Genomic DNA, 19349 nt, shown 5'->3' on the forward strand with positions numbered 1-19349 from the left:
CGGACGGTCCCCCATCCGGCAGCGACGGTGCTGTTGCGCTGCCGAGCATGAGACCAGTGCGTCGTGTCCAGCTGGCTGTGCTGGCGTGGCTGTCCTGCCGGTGGTGAGACTGTTCCTGGCGCCGGCGGCCGGGGGCTGAGCGGCGGGGCGCATCGCGCGGGAGGCGCGCAATAGGCTGGAGGCATGAGTGCGCTGCCGAACGTCTCGGACATCTTCGACCCGGAGGCGTGGGTCCTTGCCCCCGGCGCCGCCGACTACTCCGACATCACCGCCCACACGTCCGTCGACGGCCGCATCGCGCGCATCGCCTTCGACCGGCCGCAGGTGCGCAATGCGTTTCGTCCTCATACGGTCGACGAGCTGTACCGGGCGCTGGACATCGCGCGTCAGGACCCGCGGATCGGCGTGGTGCTGCTCACCGGCAACGGCCCGTCCGCCAAGGATGGTGGCTGGGCGTTCTGCTCCGGCGGCGACCAGCGCATCCGTGGTCGCGACGGCTACAAGTACTCGGAGGACGAGACCGCCGTGCACGATCCCGCACGCGCGGGGCGCCTGCACATCCTCGAGGTCCAGCGCCTGATCCGCTTCATGCCCAAGGTCGTCATCGCGGTGATCCCGGGATGGGCCGCAGGCGGTGGTCACTCCCTGCACATCGTCTGCGACCTCTCGATCGCCTCTCGGGAGCACGGTCGTTTCAAGCAGACCGACGCCGATGTGGGCTCGTTCGACGCCGGCTACGGCTCGGCGTACATGGCGCGGCAGGTGGGGCAGAAGGTGGCGCGCGAGGTGTTCTTCCTCGCCGAGGAGTATTCCGCTCAGCGCGCGTACGAGATCGGCGCCGTCAACCGTGTCGTCGATCACGCCGATCTCGAGCGCGAGGCCATCGCGATGGCACGGACCATTCTCGGGAAGTCGCCCACAGCGATCCGCATGCTGAAGTTCGCGTTCAACGCGGTCGACGACGGCATGGTGGGCCAGCAGGTCTTCGCCGGTGAGGCCACGCGGCTCGCGTACGGCACCGATGAAGCCGTGGAAGGACGCGACAGCTTCCTGGAGAAGCGCGATCCGGACTGGTCCGCCTTCCCCTACCACTACTGATGTCCGCGCTCTTCCTCCCCTCAGCCACCCCGGCGGCCCAGGTCGTCACCGCGGCGCGCTGTGCGATGAACGGCACGGGTCCCGTGCTGGCGCTCGGGGCTCCGGTGGCCGACGACGCCGTACTGCCGGCCGGCACCATCGCCGTGGTGACCACGTCGGGATCCAGCGGAGTGCCCAAGAGCGTGATCCTGTCGCGATCGGCGCTCACGGCTTCCGCGATGGCCACCGCCGACCGGCTCGGTGCGGGGGAGTGGATGCTGACGCTTCCTCCCACCTATGTCGCCGGACTGCAGGTGATCATCCGGTCGCTGGTGCAGGGTCACGATCCCGTGGTGCTCGACGGTCACTTCAGTCCCGACGCGTTCGTGGACACCGCGGGGCGGATGCACGCGACGGCCGACGGAGCGCCGGTGCCGCGTTTCGTGTCGCTGGTGCCGGCACAGCTGCAGACGCTGCTCGACGCCGCGGACGATCCGGCGGTCGCGGGCACCGGGCGATCGTTTCGGGCCATGCTCGTGGGAGGTCAGGCCGTCGCGCCGGCGCTGCTGGAACGCGCCCGCGAAGAAGGCTGGCGAATCGTGCGGACCTACGGATCGACGGAGACCAGCGGTGGCTGCGTGTACGACGGCCGTGCCCTGGATCGCGTGAGCCTGCGCATCGTGGATGGAGAGCTGCAGGTGGCCGGACCGACGCTCGCCGATGGTTATCTCGGCGAGCCGGAACGCACCGACGCAGTGTTCCTCACCGACGCCGACGGCATCCGCTGGTACCGCACGGGGGATGCGGCTGAGCTCACCGACGACGGCGTCCTCAGCATCACCGGACGACTGGACAACGTCATCATCTCGGGCGGCGTGAACGTGTCGCTGGATCGCGTCGAGCGCGTGGTCCGCGCAATTCCCGGGTTCGAGGACGTGGTCGTCGTGGGGGCGGCTCACGAACGGTGGGGGCAGGTGCCGGTGGTGGTGACCGCGCACACCGAGCATGCCGACGCCCTCGCGCGTGTACGCGACGCCGTGGAGGCGGAGGTGGGCGTCGCCGGGCGGCCGGACCGGATCGTGCCGGTCGCGGAGATCCCGCTCCTCGCCTCCGGAAAGCCTGACCGCCGGGTGCTCACCGCTCTTGTCGCGAGGTGACGAGGCATTCCACGCGGGGGACGGGTCGCTCAGGGCTGATCCATAGCGCCCGCATCGATCGTCCACGGCGTGGTCGATAGGATCGAGGGTTGTGAGCAGCACCTCGAAGAAGTCCCGCGCCGCCCGCGGCCGATCGGGCAACCCGGCCAAGAAACCGCTGGCCCAGGTCACCCCCGCCACCTTCGGCGACTGGGTGGGTGCCGCGCGCCTGCGAACCCTGCCGCTGGCCATCGCGCCCGTCGTGATCGGCACCGGTGCGGCGAAGCTGGCCACCTTCGATTTCCACTGGGTGATCGCGCTCGCGTGCCTGGCCGTGGCCGTGCTGCTGCAGATCGGCGTGAACTACGCGAACGACTACAGCGACGGCATCCGCGGCACGGACGACTTCCGCGTCGGCCCCGCGCGACTGACCGGTGCCGGCAAGGCGAAACCGCGCACGGTGCTCGTGGTCTCCCTCACCTTCTTCGCGCTCGCGGCCCTCGCCGGCCTCGCCATAGTGATCCGCACCCAGCAGTGGTGGCTGCTCGCCGTGGGTGCCGTGTGCATCGTCGCGGCCTGGTTCTACACCGGCGGCAAGCGCCCCTACGGCTATGCGGGGCTCGGCGAGCTCTTCGTCTTCGTGTTCTTCGGCCTCGTCGCAACGCTCGGCACCACGTGGGTGCAGGCCCTCATGCTCCCGCAGGAGGCGTGGTTCGGTGCCGTCGCCGCCGGCTTCCTGGCCTGCGCGGTGCTTCTCGCCAACAACCTGCGAGACATCGACCAGGATCGTCTGGCGGGCAAGCGCACGCTGACGGTGCGCATCGGCAAGCGCGCCACCCAGGTGCTGTTCACGGTGCTGATCGTGCTGGCGCTGCTGATCGCGGCATTCCTCGCGCTGTTCTACCCGATCGCCTGGCTCGCGCTCATGTCGCTGCTGGCGTCTGGCCCCGCCATCGTGATCGTATGGATGTACCGCAAGCCCGGCGAGCTCGTGATCGCGCTCGCCCTGGTGTCGCTGTCAGCTCTCATCTACGCCGGCGCCCTGTTCTGGGCCTTCTGGGGCATCCCCGCCGCCGCGGCGTGATCGGGTGGGCTCTGTCGTGAATCCATGATCATGCGCTCAACGTATGAGGCATTCGCTGAATCCCTCATGAACTCGGCGCGGGGTCATGGATCCACGACACGGACCGCGGGTCGCCATGAAAAATGCCCGGAGCAAGACTCCGGGCATTGACGGGCTGAACGTCAGTCCTCGGTGAGCTGGTCCTCGATGTCCTCGTCGGCCACGCCGCGCTTGCGGGCACGTCGTTCGCCCATGTTCGCGGTCGCCTCGCTGAGTGGACGGCGCAGGAACAGGATCGACAGGCTCATACCGATCAGCGCGGCGAAGATGGCGGAGAGCCAGTACCACTCCCGCAGGATCGGGAACAGCATCATGATGCCGAACGGCACCAGGAAGGCCAGGAGCCGCAGCACCGTGTACGTCAGAAGGGGAGGCAGCTTCACCCCGACAGTCTAGAGGCGAACGCTGAACGGGCCCTCAGCCCGCTCACCGCTCGACCTGCCTAGGATGGAGGCGTGGCACGCCTCATTCCCATCGTCGTGGTCGCTGCGGTCCTGTTCTGGGTCATCAGCGTGGTGGACTGCGCGCTGCAGCCGCCGGCTCGCCACCGCGGGGTCTCCAAGCCCGTCTGGATCGTCATTGTGCTGCTGCTGCCGGTGATCGGCGGTGTCCTGTGGTTCTGGATCGGACGCGGGCGTGCGGCCGCGGCTCCGGCGGGCAATCGCGCGCCCGACGACGATCCGACGTTCCTCGGCACCATCGGCGGGATGACCGCAGCCGAGCGTGCGGAGCAGGACGAGCGCATCCGCCGTCTGGAAGAGGAACTCGCCCGCCTCGACGCCGAAGAGGCTCAGGCGAAGCCGAGTGAGAAGCCGGCCGATCCGGAGACGCCCGCGCCCGATGGCGACGACGATTCTCGCGGACGCTCCGGCGCGCGCGGCTGAGATGCCCGACGAGGCCCCCACGGCCGCCGGGCCGACGGCGTCCCCCGCCATGGCGGCGATGGCCGCCCTGCTCGATGAGCTCGTCGCCGCGGGACTTCAGCACATCGTGCTGTGTCCGGGATCTCGCTCCCAGGCGCTCGCGCTGCTGGCGGCCGATCTGGAGCGCAGCGGGCGCGTACGCCTGCACGTGCGCGTGGACGAGCGTTCGGCCGGTTTCCTCGCGCTCGGCATCGGCCGGCAGAGCGGCAGGCCGGCAGCGGTCATCGTGACCAGCGGCACGGCGGTGGGCAATCTCCTGCCGGCCGCCATGGAAGCCCATCATGCCGGCGTGCCGCTGCTGCTGCTCACTGCCGACCGCCCGCACGAACTGCGCGGTGTCGGTGCGAATCAGGCGACCACCCAGCCCGGGATGTTCTCCGCGTTCGTCCGGTTCGAGACCGACGCCCCCGTTCCCGTCGAAGCGGCGGAGATGCTCGATACGGCGGAGATCCACGGATACCGGGAACTGGCGCGCCGCGCGTGGAGGGCTGCCACGGGCGCTCCAGCCGGAGCCGTGCATCTCAACCTCCCCGTGCGCGAGCCGCTTGCCGGGGCGTTCCCCGAGTGGTGGTCGAAGCCGGCGTCGGGCGAAGGATCGGCTTCGGACCCGGCGGGGGGAGCCGAGTCCGCCGCTGTGGACGAGGGAGCTCTGGGGTGGGATCTTCCCGCGCACACACTCCTGGTCGCGGGAGCGGATGCCGGGCCGGAGGCGGCGGTGCTCGCAGAGGAGCGGGGCTGGCCCCTGGTGGCGGAGATCGTCAGCGGCGCCCGCCTGGGCGCAAACGTCGTCCCCGACTACCGCGCCGCACTGCGCTCCCCGGAACTCGCCGACACCATCCAGCGGGTCGCCGTCATCGGCCATCCCACGCTGACGCGTGAAGTCGCCCGGCTCCTGTCGCGCGCCGACCTGGACATCGTGGCCGTCCCCGCCACCGGTGAGCGATTGAACCTCAACGGCCGCACACGCCCCGTCACGGTGGAGCAGCTGCGGGACGCCGCGCGCGGCGATCGAGACTCGTTGGAACGCTGGTTGCGCGGGTCCGCTCCGGCGGCCCCGGCCGAGGGCGGGATCTCCCGCGCCGATCTGGTGCGCGCGGTGTGGCGGGCGAGCGGCCCCGCCGATCGCGTGATGTTCGGATCGTCCCGTCTGGTCCGTGTGGCCGACAGCGTCCTGGAGCCGCGAGCGGTGCGTGTGCACGCCAATCGGGGGCTCGCGGGAATCGACGGCACCATCGCCACCGCGATCGGCATCGATGCGGCAGCGCAGAGCGGAGTCACCCGGGTGATCCTGGGCGACCTCACTCTGCTGCACGATGCCGGGTCCCTCCTCCTGCCCGCCGACGAGCCCGATCCGCACGTGCAGCTGGTGGTGGGAAACGACGGCGGCGGCACGATCTTCGACACGCTCGAAGTGGCGGGCGTCGCGGCACCCGAGGCGTTCCGGCGGGTGCAGTACACACCGCAGCAGGTCGACCTCGCCGCCCTCGCGCGCGCCTACGGGTGGGAGCATGTGCGGGTGAGGAGCGTCGACCACCTCGCCGAGGCGCTGGATCCGCGGCACACGCGGTGCCTCATCGAGGTTCCTCTGGATCGCTGACGGGTTCACGAACGCGTTCGGGACCCGTGCCAGAATGTCGCCATGTCGAAGACGAAGCCCGGCTCCTGGTCCGTTCCCGCCACCGAGGCACTGCGTGTCCGAGACGGATTCCGGCTCACGGATGTAGACCCCCGCTCCACCCCGGGTTACTCGGGCGACAAGGAGAGCGGACGCTTCGAGCTCACCAGCGGCGTGACCCGGCTCAGCGATCTGCAGGAACGGCTGTTCGCCTCCAGCCGGATGGGCGACGCGCGTGACAGCGTGCTCCTCGTGCTGCAGGCGATGGACTCCGCCGGCAAGGGCGGCATCGTCCGTCACGTCGTGGGAGGAGTCGACCCGCAGGGCGTCTCACTCGCCTCGTTCAAGAAGCCCACCCCGGAGGAGCTCGAGCACGACTTCCTCTGGCGCATTGAGAAGCGCCTTCCCGAGCCCGGCTTCATCGGGGTGTTCGATCGGTCGCACTACGAGGACGTGCTGATCGGCCGTGTGCGAAAGCTCGCCTCTCCGGAGGAGCTGGAACGGCGTTACGGCGCCATCGTCGATTTCGAGAACCGGGTGGCGGCCGCGGGAACGCGGATCATCAAGGTCATGCTCCACATCTCCGCGGAGGAGCAGAAGGTGCGGCTGATGGAGCGCCTCGAGCGCCCCGACAAGCACTGGAAGTACAACCCCGGCGACGTGGACGAACGCGTGCTGTGGCCCGACTACATGCAGGCGTACCAGCAGGTGTTCGACCGCACGTCGACGGACGTCGCGCCCTGGTTCGTGGTTCCGGCCGACCGCAAGTGGTTCGCTCGCCTGGCCGTGCAGGAACTGCTGGTCGCCACGCTCACGGACATCGCGCCGGCGTGGCCGAAGGCGGACTACGACGTCGACGCTGAGATGGCGCGCCTCGCAGCGAGCTGATCAGCGGGCGGTGTGATCAGCGGACGGTGTCGATCGATCGCCAGCGCCGGCCTGAGCCCAGCGCGAGGATCGTGACGAGGTATGCGGCGCCGCCCACGGCATAGGCCTCGGTCAGCCCCAGCAGATCGACGCCGGCTCCCGCGAGCAGGGTGCCGATCGGCATGCCGGCGGCGACGCCGGTGCTCACCGCGCCGAGGGTGCGGGCACGGATCGCGGACGGGATCACCCGCAGCAGCGCTGTGTCCAGGATCGGGTTGAGGGGACCGGCCAGGAGCCCCGCCATGGCGGTTCCGGCGAGCAGGACGGGAAGGGGCGGACGCAGGGCGAACAGCCCGAACATCCCGGGTCCCACGACCAGGAAGAGCACGAGGATGACCGTGCGTCGGGGCCACCGCGCCGGGATCAGCGTCGACAGGGCCGCTCCCGTGAGCGCCCCACCGGCAAAGAAGGCGGTCATCGCGCCGTACGCTGCGCCATCGGGGGCATAGGCCGTTGCGGTGATCGGGTTCAGCACCGAGAAGGCGGCGATGTCGAGCAGGTTGGTGATGATCAGCAATCCCACGATCGCGCGCACCACCGGCGTGGTCCAGACGAACCGGATGCCGGCGGTGACCCCGCGCCAGCCGAGCCCGGAATCCTCCAATGCCGAGTCCAGCCGATCCAGCGCGATCACCGGGACGCACAGGATCGTCACCGTCACCGCCGCCGCGAAGAGTGCGGTGGTGACGAGCAAGGTGGGGCCGGCGCCGGCGAGCGCGACGAGACCACCCGCCGCCGCAGCTCCGATCATCATGCTCATGCGGGACACCGTCGCGTCGATCGCCGTCGCCTTCTCCAGGCCGAGTCCGGCGAGCGCGCTCAGCTCCGGCACCTGGCTCGCGCGTGCCGCACGACCGGGGGCATCCAGCAGGTTGGAGAGGAACACCAGTGCCAGAAGCAGCCCGAAGGGCAGCGCGTCGAGGGCGAGCAGTGCGGGAATGGCGGCGATCGTCGCTCCGCTGGCGGTGTCGGCGATGATGCTCGCCCGGCGGAAGCCGAGTCGATCCACCACGATCCCCCCGAGCGCCCCGCCGATGAGCAGCGGCGCCGTCGCCGCCGTGCCTGCCAGACCCGTGGCCCAGGCGGATCCGGTGGTCTGCAGCACGATCAGGGGGATCGCGATCGTCGTGATCGCGTTGCCGAGCTGGGACAGCGCACCGGCCGCGAAAAGGGCGACCAGGGGGCCGCGACGCCGGACGGCGGTGCCGGTCACGTCATCGCCGCCCGAAGCTGGCGTAGATGAAGCGCACGGGGCGGACGTCGGCGTCGTCGCGTCGTTCGTATCCTCGTCGGGACCAGCGTGCGGCGAGCTCCTCCACCTCCCGGCGCAGCTCGTCCGCCTCGTCGGCGGTGAGCCAGGAGATGATGTCGCCGAGCGTAGCCGCCTCGATCCACTCCGGTGCGTCACCGTCTTCCCGGTCGAGGTGCTCGAGGAGTTCGGCCTCGTAGGACTGCACGATGGTGCGGCGAAACGCCCAGCTCGCCTCCCGCTGTTCCTGCTCCTCTTGCAGTTCGGCGGGCACGTAGTGCGTGGTGTCCGCGGTGGCACGCCACCAGCGTTCGCGTCCGTCACGGGCGAGGTCGGGTGCCGGTGCCACGAAGCCGTGCGTCGCCAGGGTGGCGAGGTGATAGCTCACCGAGCCGGGCGCGGCGGACAGGGCCGCAGCGAGCTGACCCACCGTCATGGCTCCCCGGGTGCGGAGCTCGCCGATGATCTTCAGCCGCAGCGGATGGGCCAGCGCGCGCAGAGCAGAGGGATCGTTTACCCGGATCGCATCGGTCATGGTCCGAGTGTAGGTATACAAGAGTTATTGCACAAGAAATCTTGTCTAATCTGACGTGCGAGCAGTTCAGAAGTCCGTCTGGCGAGCTGGGCTACTGCCCTCGCGGAGCTGAAATCGGCGTTCGCGCCTGAAGACTGACGGCTCGCTTCAGGCAAGCGCCTCCACGATCGGGCGGAACTTCACCCGTGTCTCCAGCATCTCCTTCTCCGGGTCCGATTCCGCAACGATGCCGGCGCCGGCGTGGGCGGTGAGGGCGAACGATCCGTCCTCGTTCGCCGAGACCTGGACGCAGCGCAGGGCGATGGCCCACTCTCCGTCCCCCTGCGCGTCGATCCAGCCGACCGGGCCCGCATAACGACCACGATCCGACGGTTCCAGCCGTGCGATCAGGTCCATCGCCGTCGGCGTGGGCGTTCCGGCCACCGCGGCCGTCGGGTGGACGGCGCCGACGAGATCCAGGCTTGACGCCGCGTCTGACAGCGTGCCCTCCACGTCCGTCGCCAGGTGCCAGACGTTGGGCAGCTTCAGCGTGAACGGTTCCTCACCTGCCACCAGCGCCGTGGTGTGCGGCTCCAGCGCGCTCAGCAGGCTGCGCACGGCGAACCCGTGCTCGTCCTGGTCCTTCGTGCTGGTGCGGAGGGCAATCGCCGCGGCATTGTCGGCATCGGCATCGGCGCCGCGGGCGATGGTGCCGGCGAGCACCCGTGCGGTCACGGTGCCGCGAGAGACGGTGACGAGCGTCTCGGGGCTCGCGCCGATGATGCCGTCGACGGCATACGTCCACGTGTCGGGATAGGCATCATGCAGTTCGCGCGCCAGGCGGCGAAGATCCGCACCCGCGGGAGCGGATCCCACGAGGTCGCGCGCGAGGACGACCTTCTCCACCCGGCCGGCGGCGATCGCCTCCAGTCCCGCGGTCACCGCGAGCTGGTAGCCGGCCGGATCCAGTGCGCCCGGGCCCAGGGTGGCGGACCAGTATGGTCCCCATGGCGACGGTGCTGGGGTATCCGCCGTGCCGACGGTGGTGAGCCACGCGTCCGGGCCGCGCCGGCCGATCACAGCCTGCGGCACGGTCAGCGTGGACGGCGAGGCGGAGCGGTCGTCGAAGGCGAGCGCTCCGAAAGCCACGAGTCCCGTACCGGCCACGCCGATCGGGTCATCGATGATCGCCGCCGCGGAGAGCTCCCGCCATCGGGAGGCCAGTCGCGCCGCGCGGTCTCCGCCGCTCTCGGAGAGCACCGCGACGGGGGAGCCCGCACCGATCAGAGCATCACCGCGGCGCATCCACACCAGGGGTGCAGCGGGGTCGGTGACAGCGAGGAGATCGTCGGGAGAATCGATGCGCCGGGTGGTGACCACCAGGCGCGGAACGGGCGATTCGATCACCCCTCCAGCCTAGATCGTGCGGGCGGGATCGACGTCTGAGCCGTGTCTAGACTGCGGTGATGGAGCGAATCGCGGGAATGCCGGTGCGAATGCTGTGGCAGAAGTGGAACGGGGCGCCGCACTGGGAGCATGACTGCATCTACCTGGGCTCTGACCAGTGGGGTCACTGGGTCGGTCAGGAGATCGGCTGGCGCAGCGAGCGGCCCGGCGCATCCATGCCCGCCCGATCGCGGACGCTGAGCCTGATCCCGCCGTCAGCGGACCACGTTCCCACCTTCAACGCCCGCCCGCTCGACTATGCCGTCTATGTCGACATCGCCTGGGACGTGCGGTGGGACGGTGCCGATGTGGTTCGCGGCATCGACATGGACCTCGACGTCATCCGCGCGCGCGACGAGCGTGGCACCTGGATCGACGATGAAGACGAGTGGGCGGACCATCGCGTGCGATACGGCTATCCCGAAGACATCGTCCGCGAACTCGAGGAGCGGACCGGCGTCATCGCCGCGGATGTGCGAGCCGGACGAGCGCCCTATGACGAGGCGACGGTGGAGTTCTGGAACCGGCGGCTGGACGAGGTGCTCGCACAACGCTGATCGTTCGCGGACGATCGGCTCGGCGGTCCGGACGCTCTGCCCGGTGCGGTGCGGGGCGCCGGATGAGACTCAGAACATGACAACCCAGACCAGCCCGGTCCCGACGGCTCCCGGCATCGCCTCACCCGCATCGACTCGATCGATCGGCCGTGGGCGCGGACTGGCCGCGCTCGTCGCGATGGCCGTCACCAGCTTCATCCTCATCACCGCGGAGTTCCTCCCCGGCGGCCTGCTCACACTCATCGCAGCGGACCTCGGCGTCACCGCGGGTCAGGCGGGTCAGGCCGTCACGGTCACCGCCCTCGCGGGTCTGCTGATCGCCCCGACCATCACGCTGATCGTTCCAGGACTGGATCGACGGGTCGTGATGACCGCGCTCGCGGCGCTCGCTGCGGTGTCCGACCTGGCCGTGGCATTGGCGCCGAACCTTCTCACCCTGCTCCTGTCGCGCCTGCTCATCGGTGCGGCCATCGGCGGATTCTGGTCGCTCTCGCTCGCTGTGGTGGCCCGGATCACATCGCCGAGCGGCGTCGCGCGCGGAATGATGATCGTCAATGTCGGCAACACGCTGGCGTCCGTGATCGGGGTGCCTCTCGGCATCTGGGCAAGCGGCACGCTGCCCTGGCGAGACGTCTTCGTGATTGCGGCCGGACTGTCCCTGGCCGTCGCCATCGCCCTCCTGTTCCTGCTGCCGGTCACCCCGGCGGGCCCCCGCGCCGGCCTCGGCATCTTCACGCGCATGCTGCGTCGTCCCGGCATCACTCCGGGACTCATCGGGCATGTGCTCGTGGTGCTCGGGCACATGGGTGCCTACGCCTTCATCCGGGTGGGTCTGGAGCGCATCCCGGATCTGGACGCCGCTGGCGTCGGTGTGCTGCTGACCGCCTTCGGGGTCGGCGGGTTCCTGGGAAACCTGCTGTGCGGACTCGTGGCCGCACGCTCGCTCCGGCTGCTGTCCGCCGTGGTTCCCGTCGTGATGGGCATGATGATCGGCGCGCTCGCGCTCTTCCCGAGCTTCGGTCTGGGACTTGCCGCAACGGCGCTGTGGGGCGCGTCGTTCGGTGGCTGGCTCGTGGTCGTCAACGCCTGGATTGCGCGGGTCATGCCCGACGAGCTCGAGACCGGAGGGAGCCTGGTGGTGGTCGGCTTCCAGCTCGCCATCGTGATCGGTGCCGCAGCGGGCGGCTGGATCGTCGATCAGAGCGGCGCGTTCACACTCTTCCTCGCCGCAGGGGCCGCGGCGATCGTGGGAGGCATCGTGTTCGCGGCGTCCGCACGCTCGCGCCATTCGGACGGAGCCACACCGGTGTGACGACGGAAGGCGCGGCGGAAGCCCTCGTCGGAGTCGTACCCCACGGCGCGCGCCGCCAGGGACACCGGCTCTCCGATGCGCAGCCGCTGCGCCGCCGCCGTCATCCGCACGGTGGTGACGTATTCGGCGGGCGAGACGCCGAGGCAGGCACGGAACCGCTCGGCGAATGCGGAGCGCCCCATGGCGCTGCGGGCCGCGAGCTCGGCCACCGACCACGGATGAGCGAGGTCGGCGTGCACGGCATCGATCGCCTGTTGCAGGTACGGGTCGATGGCCGGTGCGGGCCACCCCTGCGGTGCGCACCCCTGAACCGCCCAGCGCCGGAGCGCCACGGTCAGCAGGGTGGTCACGATGCGGGCGCACACGAGCCCGTCCACTGGGGAGGGGGCGGCGTCGCAGCCGAGCATCGCGACGAGGGCCGACGCCGACGGCTCGCGCTCGGGCAGATCGGCGATGGAGATCGTCGTGGGCAGCTGCGCGGCACGTTCCGGCGCGCGGACGCGGACCACCTCGGCGACCAGCGCCGACACCGGTGAGAGCGCGTGCAGGCGGATGGCGCCGGACGAATCCAGCAGCAGGTGACCGGCATGCAGCCGGTCATGGGGGTGGCTGCCGGGGGCGGCCACCGTTCCCTCGTGCACGTACACCAGCGTGGTGGTGGGCCACGTCGGGAGGGGGTCGCCGTCGTCGAGGCGCACGCGTGTGGCCGTGCGGATCTCCCACTCGGAGTCGCTGAGGAACCGGTCCAGCGCCCGAAGGTCCACTCCCGGATCCGTCGAGCTGGCGATGGCGGTGGGCGTCATGACCTCTGCCAACGACCGCCATCACGCGCGTATTCCACCCGGACGACGCGCAGGTGCGGCCACGTAGACTCGTGGGGTGAGCACACCATCCCGGAACCGCGCAGATCTGCACAAGGACCCGGCACGCGTCAGCGGCATGTTCGATCAGGTCGCGGCGGCATACGATCGCACGAACTTCCTGCTCACGTTCGGGCTGGAGAAGTGGTGGCGCATCGCCACCACGAAGGCGATCGCTCCACGGCGCGGGCAGCGCATCCTCGATCTCGCGGCGGGGACCGGCGCCTCTTCCGTGGTGCTCGCCAACGCGGGCGCCGAGGTCGTCGCCGGTGATTTCTCCGCCGGCATGATCGCCGAGGGGCGTCGGCGCCACGGCACGGTGCCCAACCTCACCTTCCAGGAGGCGGACGCGCTGGATCTGCCGTTCGAGGACGACACCTTCGATACGGTGACGATCTCGTATGGCCTGCGCAACGTGAACGATCCGAAGAAGGCGCTGGCGGAGATGCTGCGCGTCACGCGCCCGGGCGGGCGCGTGGTCATCGCGGAGTTCTCCCAGCCGCCGTTCGCTCCGTTCCGCGCGCTCTACCGGTTCTACAACGCACGCATCCTGCCTGTCGTGGCGCGGCTGGTGTCCTCGAATGTCGAGGCCTACGACTACCTGAACGAGTCGATCGTCGACTGGCCTGATCAGCGCACTCTCGCCGGATGGATGCGCGAGGCGGGCTGGAGTGCGGTCGCCCACCGCAATCTCACCCTCGGTATCGTCGCTCTGCACCGGGCACGCAAGCCCGCAGCCGAGTCACGGTAGGCTGATCAGGTGACTTCGAGCCGTCCAGCCCCGGGCGCGCGGATCGCGAGCCGACTGGGCATCAGCGACCGCGTGTTCGCCGGTCCCCGCTCGCGGCGGCTGCTGGCCGCGGTCGATGCGGGCCTCGATCGCGTGGAGGCGGAGCTGGCGGACGACCTGCGCGTCACCTCGCCCGTGGCGGACTCGGCCAGCCGCTATCTGCTGGAAGCCGGTGGCAAGCGCATCCGCCCGATGCTGACGCTCCTGGTGGCGCAGCTGGGCGACGGCGGCACGGATCGCGTGATCGATGCCGCCAAGGCGCTGGAGATGACGCACCTCGGCTCGCTGTACCACGACGACGTCATGGACGGTGCAGACCGCCGCCGCGGTGTTCCGAGTGCGCACGCGGTGTGGGGGAACAACGTCGCGATCCTCACCGGAGACCTGTTGTTCGCCCGTGCCAGCCAGTTGATGGCCGGGGCGGGGGAGCGCGCCATCCGCCTGCAGGCGGACACGTTCGAGCGCCTCGTGCTCGGTCAGATGAATGAGACGGTCGGTGCCGGCGAGGACGATGACCCGATCGACTTCTACATCCAGGTGCTCGCCGACAAGACCGGTTCGCTGATCGCGGCGGCCGCGGCCAGTGGCATCCTCTTCTCGGGGGCTGATCTGGCACTGGAAGATGCGGTGCGCGAGTACGGCGAGAAGGTCGGCGTGGCCTTCCAGCTCCAGGACGACGTCATAGACCTCTCGGCCGATGCCGAGAAGACCGGCAAGGTCCCGGGAACCGACCTGCGCGCGGGCGTTCCGACCATGCCGTCGCTGCTCCTGGACCGGTCGGAGGATCCCGCCGACCGCGATCTCGCCGACCGCATCCGGGCGGGTCAGGCCCGCGTCATCGCGGGTGAGGACCCGAGAATCCTGGATGAGGAGATCGAGCAGCTGCGCGACAGCGCCGTGACCCGCCAGACGCAGGCACTCGCCGCGCGGTGGGCGGGGGAGGCGAAGTCCGCACTGGACGCACTTCCCAGCGGTGCCGTGCACGAGGCGCTCATCCGCTTCGCGGACGCGGTCGTCGACCGCTCCGCCTGACGCTTTTCACAGAACCTCGACGCCGCCTGGCAACGAGACGGAGGACATCATGAGCAAGCTGCGCCTGGCGATCGTCGGTGCCGGACCCGCGGGGATCTACGCCGCGGACATCCTGCTGAAGGCAGAACGCGACTTCGACGTGTCGATCGACCTGTTCGAGAGCCTGCCCGCGCCTTATGGGCTGGTCCGCTACGGTGTGGCCCCCGACCACCCCCGCATCAAGGGGATCATCAACGCCCTGCGGGACGTGCTGGATCGCGGTGACATCCGCATCTTCGGCAACGTCCACTTCGGCACCGACATCACGCTGGAAGACCTCAAGAAGCACTACAACGCGGTGATCTTCGCCACCGGCGGCCAGCGCGACGCCTCGCTGGACATCCCGGGCATCGACGCCGTGGGCTCGTACGGTGCCGCGGACTTCGTGAGCTGGTACGACGGTCACCCCGACGTCTCACGGGAATGGCCGCTGGATGCCACCTCGGTCGCTGTGATCGGTAACGGCAACGTGGCGCTGGATGTGGCCCGCGTGCTCGCCAAGCACGCCGACGACCTGCACGTCACCGAGATCCCTGACAACGTGTACGCGGGGCTGAAGGCGAGCCCCGTGACCGACGTCCACGTCTTCGGCCGCCGTGGCCCCACCGCCGTGAAGTTCACGCCGCTGGAGCTTCGCGAGCTGGGCGAGCTGAACGATGTCGACATGGTCGTCTACGACGAGGACTTCGATTACGACGAGGCCGCCGAGGCCGCGGTGAAGTCCAACAAGCAGATCATGGTGATGGACCGCGTCCTCCAGTCGTGGCGGCAGCGTCCCGGTGTCAACAACGCCGGCGGTGAGGCCTCGCGCCGGCTGCACCTGCACTTCTACGCCAAGCCGCACGAGGTGCTCAGCGATGAGGACGGACGCGTGCGTGCACTCGTCGTCGAGCGCACGGCCTCCGACGGCGCGGGTGGCGTCGTGGGCACCGGGGAGTACCGCGAGATCCCGGTACAGGCCCTGTACCGCGCCATCGGATACTTCGGCTCTCCGCTGTCGGACATCCCGTTCGACGAGAAGCGCGGCGTGATCCCGAACCACGAGGGACAGGCGATCGATCCGGCGTCGGGCGAGCAGATCCCCGGCATCTACGCGACCGGCTGGATCAAGCGCGGACCGATCGGCCTGATCGGCCACACGAAGTCCGACGCGATGGAGACCGTGACCCACCTCATCGCCGACCAGAGCACCTGGTGGCAGCCGGAGGATCCCTCCGAGGAGGCGATGCCGGCGCTGCTGGCCGAGCGGAACGTGCAGTGGACCGACCTTGAGGGGTGGCACCTGCTGGACGCGCACGAGATCGCGCTCGGCCAGGACTCCGGGCGGGCGCGCGTCAAGGTGGTGCCGCGCGAGGAAATGGTGCGGATCTCCCGCGCCGACGGCTGACACGACGACCAGCGCCTTCCCGCCTTCGGCGGGGAGGCGCTGTCTGTTGCCTAGGCTGAGGTCATGAGCGAGCAGACGTGGATCCCCGACGTTCTCGGTGACGGGTTCGAACAGCTCACGATTCCCCTCGGGGCCGATGATGAGGGTGAGGTGGTGGCGACGCTGGTGCGGTTGCTGCCGGACTCCCCGACGTTCTGGGATCGCCTCCGAGGCCGCAGGCCCCTGTTCCACGACGTGGACGTGCTGTACGTGCACGGGTGGTCGGACTACTTCTTCCAGAAACGCCTGGCGCGCTACTGGGCGGGCCTCGGAGCCCGCTTCTTCGCCCTGGACCTGCGCAAGTACGGGCGCAGCCTTCGCGCCGGACAGACCGCGGGCTACGTGACGGATCTCGCGACCTACGACGAGGACATCGCCGCGGCCCTCGCAGCGATGGGGTGGGATGCCGCGCGAGGCCGGGCCGACCGGCGTCTCGTGCTGCTCGGGCATTCGACCGGGGGACTCACCCTTTCCCTGTGGGCTGCGCGCCATCCCGGCGTAGCGACCGGGGTCATCCTGAACAGCCCGTGGCTGACGCTACAGCTTCCCGCGACCACCCGTGCGCTGGTGGCATCGGTGCTGAACTGGTCTTCCCAGCACTGGCCCACGGAGCCGGGTCCGCAGCTGGACGGCGGCTTCTACACGCGTGCGCAGCGAGAGGTGGCCGAGCCCGATGATGAGCCCGTCAACCTGAACTGGCGGCCCGAGCAGACGATGCCCGTGTACGCCGGCTGGCTGCACGCCGTGGTGCAGGGGCAGACCCGGGTGCAGGCCGGACTCGACATCGACGTGCCGGTGTGCGTGATGACCTCCCGTCGCAGCGCGGTTCCCCTGCGGTGGAGTGAGGAGCTCACCTCGGTGGACAGCGTGCTGGTCGTAGCCGACATCGTGCAGGCCGCCACGCACCTCGGCCGTACGGTCTGGCTGGAGCGCATCGAGGGTGCATTGCACGACGTCTTCCTGTCGCGGCACGATGCTCGCGAGGACGCGTACCGGCGGCTGGACCTCACCGCGCGCCGGATGCTGACCGCGTCGCTGCCCGGGCCGGCAGCGAACGTGTGACGGTCTTCTCGTGCATGTGAGGATTCTCATGCACGATTCGACGGCGCTGCGTCGACCGGCTATTCTTCTCGCCCCGTCGGGCAAAAGCCGAGGGGGCCGCGATGCTCTCGCATCGCGACCCCCTCGGGCCGATCAGTCAGCTCAGCTGTTCTTCGCTGCGCGGATCCGGCGCGAAGCCATGATCACGCCACCGGCGACGAACAGGAACAGTGCGCCGAGCGCCAGCGGGGTGGCGTCGCCCTGACCCGTGGTGGGCAGGGTCGGCTTCGGAGCCGGTCCCGTGGTGGGCGGCGTGGTCGGAGCCACGACGGCCTCCACCGTGAAGGCGACCTCGGCCGCGTTGCTGGAGATGCTGTCGATGGCCTGCGTTGCGGTCACCGTGTAGGTGCCGGCGGCGAGGCCGGCCGGGAGGGCGATGACCCAGGTGCCGGTCTCCTCAGCGGCGTTCGCCTCGGCGGCGAGAGCAGCAGCACCGGCGGAAGCCGACGGGGCGGGAGTCTGCGTCGCAGCGACGACCTCGGTGGTGCCGACCTTCTCGCCGTTCAGCGAGACGGTGACGGTGGCGCCGACGATGCCGGTACCGGTGACCGCGGCGGGCGTGGTTCCCTCCGTGAAGGTCGCGCCGTTCTCCGGTGCCGTGATGACCGGAGCGGTCGGGATCACGTCGAAGCGGAGGTCGGCAGCAGCGGACGTCTGACCACCGATGGTCTGCGTGGCCGAGACGTTGTAGTTGCCGTAGGTGGCGGCCGGGTCGACCGTGATGACCCAGGTGCCGTCGTCCTTCACCGTGGCGGTGCCCTCGATGTCACCGGTGAGGGTGACCGTGGCGCCCTTCACGCCGGTACCGGTGACCTTGGAGACCGAGGTCTCGGTGGGGTTGGCCGGAGCGGTGAAGGTCGGAGCGGCGGGAACGATCGTCACGGCGCCGGTGACGGCGTCGGACTTGTTGTAGCCGCCGTCCTTGGCGATGACCGAGAACTTGTACTCGCCCCATGCGGCCGGAGCCGGGAACGACCAGTTGCCCGCGTCGTCAGCGGTGACCGTGATGGGGTCGCCGGTCTCCGGGGTGACCACGACGGTCAGACCGGGGGTCGCGGTGCCGGAGATCGTGGTGCCCGGGGTGACCTTGCCGGAGGTGGCAACGGTGGGCTCAGCGATGTCGAGCAGCACCGAGTAGCCGCCGGTGAGGGCGAGGCCGTCGATCAGGTCGGCGCCGAGGGTGATCTCGGAACCGTCGGTGAGCGTGCCACCAGCGGAGAGGACGCCGACAGCCGTGGTGCCCTGCACCATCGCGCCGCCCGAGTCACCGTGGTCCGAGTGGGCGTCGGTGCCGAAGCCGTGGACGTAGCGCGTGCCGTCGACCAGGAACCAGAGGTTCGTGTAGGTCACGTCACCGGTGGTGTAGCCGGTGGTGCGGCCGGAGCGCGCGATCGGGCCGAAGTCGGCCGTGCCCACCGCGGTGACCTTGCTGACGATCGAGGCGGCGAGGTCGTCCGAGTCCGCGGAGGACCAGTCGGTGACGCCCGGGATCAGGTTCAGGTCGGGGTTGAGCACGTCGTACACGGAGATGTCGACAGACTTGACGTCGTTCTCCGCGCCCTGCGTGTTGTTCGGGCCGCCGAACTGGCTGAACCCGAGCTCGCCGATGACGGCGCCGGGCTCGAAGCCGGGTCCGCCGTTGGCCTCTGCGGTGGAGGGGACCTCCACGGCCGCGATGGTCGAGGCGCCGTCGTCGGTGCAGTGACCGGCGGAGATGAAGGCGGGCTTGCCGTCCGGCGTCCAGCCCGGGAAGCCGACGGAGCAGGCGCCCTTGATCTGGCCGTCGCCGTCAGCGGCCAGGTAGCCGGCTCCGGCGACGAGGTCGTTGGAGCTCAGCGAGGTGATCTCGCCCTTGAGGTAGCGCACCTCGACGTTGCTGTGCTTGTCGGCGAACTCGTCCGCGGCGCTCGGGGCGCTGGAGCGGAGGTTCTTGTCCTTCTCGGTGGCCAGGATGACGACCTTGCCGTCTGCGTCGACACCGACGGCCTGGACGGCGTCGTCGCTGGCGAGCAGCGACTGGGCGTTGGCGTCGAATTCGGCGCCGGACGTCGGAGCGGGTGTGGCGTCATCGGCCTGCGCCGCCAGCGGCGCAATGCCACCGACGAGAGCGAGCGCGAGACCGGCAGTGGTACCCACCGCGGCGATGCGTCGTTTGCTGTTGTTCATCGTTTCTCTCTGCGTTGTGTGTTGATTAGCCATCAGGCAGAAGGTCACGAAGCCGC

At 69.9% G+C, this 19349-nt stretch carries 18 protein-coding genes; 12 read left to right on the forward strand and 6 right to left on the reverse strand.

Annotated features, from left to right (window positions below; genetic code table 11):
* The first annotated feature begins 183 nt into the window (after positions 1–183).
* From LQ566_RS10585 to LQ566_RS10595, 3 genes are all read left to right on the forward strand, one after another.
* Positions 184–1098 carry a 1,4-dihydroxy-2-naphthoyl-CoA synthase gene (locus tag LQ566_RS10585; protein WP_231091658.1) on the forward strand — a complete coding sequence of 305 codons (915 nt, stop codon included), beginning with the start codon at positions 184–186 and terminating at the stop codon, positions 1096–1098.
* Positions 1098–2234 carry an AMP-binding protein gene (locus LQ566_RS10590; protein ID WP_231091659.1) on the forward strand — a complete coding sequence of 379 codons (1137 nt, stop codon included), beginning with the start codon at positions 1098–1100 and terminating at the stop codon, positions 2232–2234. Before LQ566_RS10585 ends, LQ566_RS10590 begins: the two co-directional genes overlap by 1 nt.
* Positions 2235–2325: 91 nt before the next feature.
* A complete protein-coding gene (locus tag LQ566_RS10595; protein ID WP_372459800.1) occupies positions 2326–3297 on the forward strand; it encodes a 1,4-dihydroxy-2-naphthoate polyprenyltransferase in 972 nt (323 codons plus the stop codon).
* 161 nt (positions 3298–3458) lie between these two features.
* Here LQ566_RS10595 and LQ566_RS10600 read toward each other — a convergent pair whose 3' ends face one another.
* The gene (locus LQ566_RS10600) at positions 3459–3719 is read right to left on the reverse strand and encodes a DUF4229 domain-containing protein (protein ID WP_231091660.1); all 261 of its coding nucleotides are present in this window, start codon (positions 3717–3719) and stop codon (positions 3459–3461) included.
* A gap of 72 nt (positions 3720–3791) precedes the next feature.
* Between LQ566_RS10600 and LQ566_RS10605 the strand changes: the two genes are divergently transcribed.
* Genes LQ566_RS10605 through LQ566_RS10615 form a run of 3 tightly spaced genes read left to right on the forward strand, consistent with a single transcriptional unit; the run spans position 3792 to position 6762 of the window.
* The gene (locus tag LQ566_RS10605) at positions 3792–4220 is read left to right on the forward strand and encodes a PLD nuclease N-terminal domain-containing protein (RefSeq protein ID WP_231091662.1); all 429 of its coding nucleotides are present in this window, start codon (positions 3792–3794) and stop codon (positions 4218–4220) included.
* On the forward strand, positions 4177–5856 hold the full coding sequence (gene menD, locus LQ566_RS10610; protein WP_308070835.1) for a 2-succinyl-5-enolpyruvyl-6-hydroxy-3-cyclohexene-1-carboxylic-acid synthase: 1680 nt from the start codon (positions 4177–4179) through the stop codon (positions 5854–5856). Before LQ566_RS10605 ends, menD begins: the two co-directional genes overlap by 44 nt.
* A gap of 42 nt (positions 5857–5898) precedes the next feature.
* Positions 5899–6762 (forward strand): PPK2 family polyphosphate kinase, encoded by an 864-nt coding sequence (locus LQ566_RS10615; RefSeq protein ID WP_231091664.1) that lies wholly within the window; start codon positions 5899–5901, stop codon positions 6760–6762.
* A gap of 16 nt (positions 6763–6778) precedes the next feature.
* On the opposite strand, the gene LQ566_RS10620 is transcribed toward LQ566_RS10615, so the two are convergent.
* The 3 genes from LQ566_RS10620 to LQ566_RS10630 form a co-directional block, all read right to left on the reverse strand.
* Complete coding sequence (locus tag LQ566_RS10620) at positions 6779–8014, reverse strand: MFS transporter (protein ID WP_231091666.1); 1236 nt, start codon at positions 8012–8014, stop codon at positions 6779–6781.
* A gap of 1 nt (position 8015) precedes the next feature.
* Positions 8016–8585 carry an ArsR/SmtB family transcription factor gene (locus tag LQ566_RS10625; RefSeq protein WP_231091668.1) on the reverse strand — a complete coding sequence of 190 codons (570 nt, stop codon included), beginning with the start codon at positions 8583–8585 and terminating at the stop codon, positions 8016–8018.
* A 147-nt stretch (positions 8586–8732) separates the two neighbouring features.
* Positions 8733–9971, reverse strand: coding sequence for an isochorismate synthase (locus LQ566_RS10630; RefSeq protein WP_231091670.1), 1239 nt, complete (start codon positions 9969–9971; stop codon positions 8733–8735).
* Between the two features lie 59 nt (positions 9972–10030).
* Between LQ566_RS10630 and LQ566_RS10635 the strand changes: the two genes are divergently transcribed.
* Entirely contained in the window at positions 10031–10567 is a 537-nt protein-coding gene (locus tag LQ566_RS10635) for a DUF402 domain-containing protein (protein ID WP_231091671.1), read from the forward strand.
* A 76-nt stretch (positions 10568–10643) separates the two neighbouring features.
* Complete coding sequence (locus LQ566_RS10640) at positions 10644–11879, forward strand: MFS transporter (protein ID WP_231091672.1); 1236 nt, start codon at positions 10644–10646, stop codon at positions 11877–11879.
* Here the strand turns inward: LQ566_RS10640 and LQ566_RS10645 are convergent.
* Positions 11765–12682 (reverse strand): AraC family transcriptional regulator, encoded by a 918-nt coding sequence (locus LQ566_RS10645; protein ID WP_231091673.1) that lies wholly within the window; start codon positions 12680–12682, stop codon positions 11765–11767. The two genes, LQ566_RS10640 and LQ566_RS10645, sit on opposite strands and share 115 nt — an antisense overlap.
* A 76-nt stretch (positions 12683–12758) precedes the next feature.
* On the opposite strand from LQ566_RS10645, the gene LQ566_RS10650 reads away from it, so the two are divergent.
* From LQ566_RS10650 to LQ566_RS10665, 4 genes are all read left to right on the forward strand, one after another.
* Positions 12759–13490: a class I SAM-dependent methyltransferase gene (locus tag LQ566_RS10650; RefSeq protein ID WP_308070839.1), complete on the forward strand. Its 732-nt coding sequence runs from the start codon at positions 12759–12761 to the stop codon at positions 13488–13490.
* Between the two features lie 9 nt (positions 13491–13499).
* A complete protein-coding gene (locus LQ566_RS10655) occupies positions 13500–14561 on the forward strand; it encodes a polyprenyl synthetase family protein (RefSeq protein ID WP_231091674.1) in 1062 nt (353 codons plus the stop codon).
* 49 nt (positions 14562–14610) lie between these two features.
* Positions 14611–15987, forward strand: a complete 1377-nt coding sequence (locus LQ566_RS10660; RefSeq protein WP_231091675.1) for an FAD-dependent oxidoreductase — start codon at positions 14611–14613, stop codon at positions 15985–15987.
* A gap of 63 nt (positions 15988–16050) precedes the next feature.
* A complete protein-coding gene (locus LQ566_RS10665) occupies positions 16051–17088 on the forward strand; it encodes an alpha/beta fold hydrolase (RefSeq protein ID WP_231091677.1) in 1038 nt (345 codons plus the stop codon).
* 141 nt (positions 17089–17229) lie between these two features.
* Here the strand turns inward: LQ566_RS10665 and LQ566_RS10670 are convergent, their stop codons facing one another.
* Positions 17230–19293: a S1 family peptidase gene (locus LQ566_RS10670; RefSeq protein ID WP_231091679.1), complete on the reverse strand. Its 2064-nt coding sequence runs from the start codon at positions 19291–19293 to the stop codon at positions 17230–17232.
* Positions 19294–19349 lie beyond the last annotated feature (56 nt).

This window comes from Microbacterium nymphoidis (assembly GCF_021044885.1).
GTDB lineage: Bacteria > Actinomycetota > Actinomycetes > Actinomycetales > Microbacteriaceae > Microbacterium > Microbacterium nymphoidis.

Bases quoted from the DNA above. Each gene is read 5' to 3' on its own strand.
- LQ566_RS10645 (WP_231091673.1), bottom strand. From the start codon at position 12,682: ATGACGCCCACCGCCATCGCCAGCTCGACGGATCCGGGAGTGGACCTT.
- LQ566_RS10665 (WP_231091677.1), top strand. From the start codon at position 16,051: ATGAGCGAGCAGACGTGGATCCCCGACGTTCTCGGTGACGGGTTCGAA.
- LQ566_RS10590 (WP_231091659.1), top strand. From the start codon at position 1,098: ATGTCCGCGCTCTTCCTCCCCTCAGCCACCCCGGCGGCCCAGGTCGTC.
- LQ566_RS10625 (WP_231091668.1), bottom strand. From the start codon at position 8,585: ATGACCGATGCGATCCGGGTAAACGATCCCTCTGCTCTGCGCGCGCTG.
- LQ566_RS10640 (WP_231091672.1), top strand. From the start codon at position 10,644: ATGACAACCCAGACCAGCCCGGTCCCGACGGCTCCCGGCATCGCCTCA.
- LQ566_RS10585 (WP_231091658.1), top strand. From the start codon at position 184: ATGAGTGCGCTGCCGAACGTCTCGGACATCTTCGACCCGGAGGCGTGG.
- menD (WP_308070835.1), top strand. From the start codon at position 4,177: ATGGCGACGACGATTCTCGCGGACGCTCCGGCGCGCGCGGCTGAGATG.
- LQ566_RS10615 (WP_231091664.1), top strand. From the start codon at position 5,899: ATGTCGAAGACGAAGCCCGGCTCCTGGTCCGTTCCCGCCACCGAGGCA.
- LQ566_RS10635 (WP_231091671.1), top strand. From the start codon at position 10,031: ATGGAGCGAATCGCGGGAATGCCGGTGCGAATGCTGTGGCAGAAGTGG.
- LQ566_RS10660 (WP_231091675.1), top strand. From the start codon at position 14,611: ATGAGCAAGCTGCGCCTGGCGATCGTCGGTGCCGGACCCGCGGGGATC.
- LQ566_RS10670 (WP_231091679.1), bottom strand. From the start codon at position 19,293: ATGAACAACAGCAAACGACGCATCGCCGCGGTGGGTACCACTGCCGGT.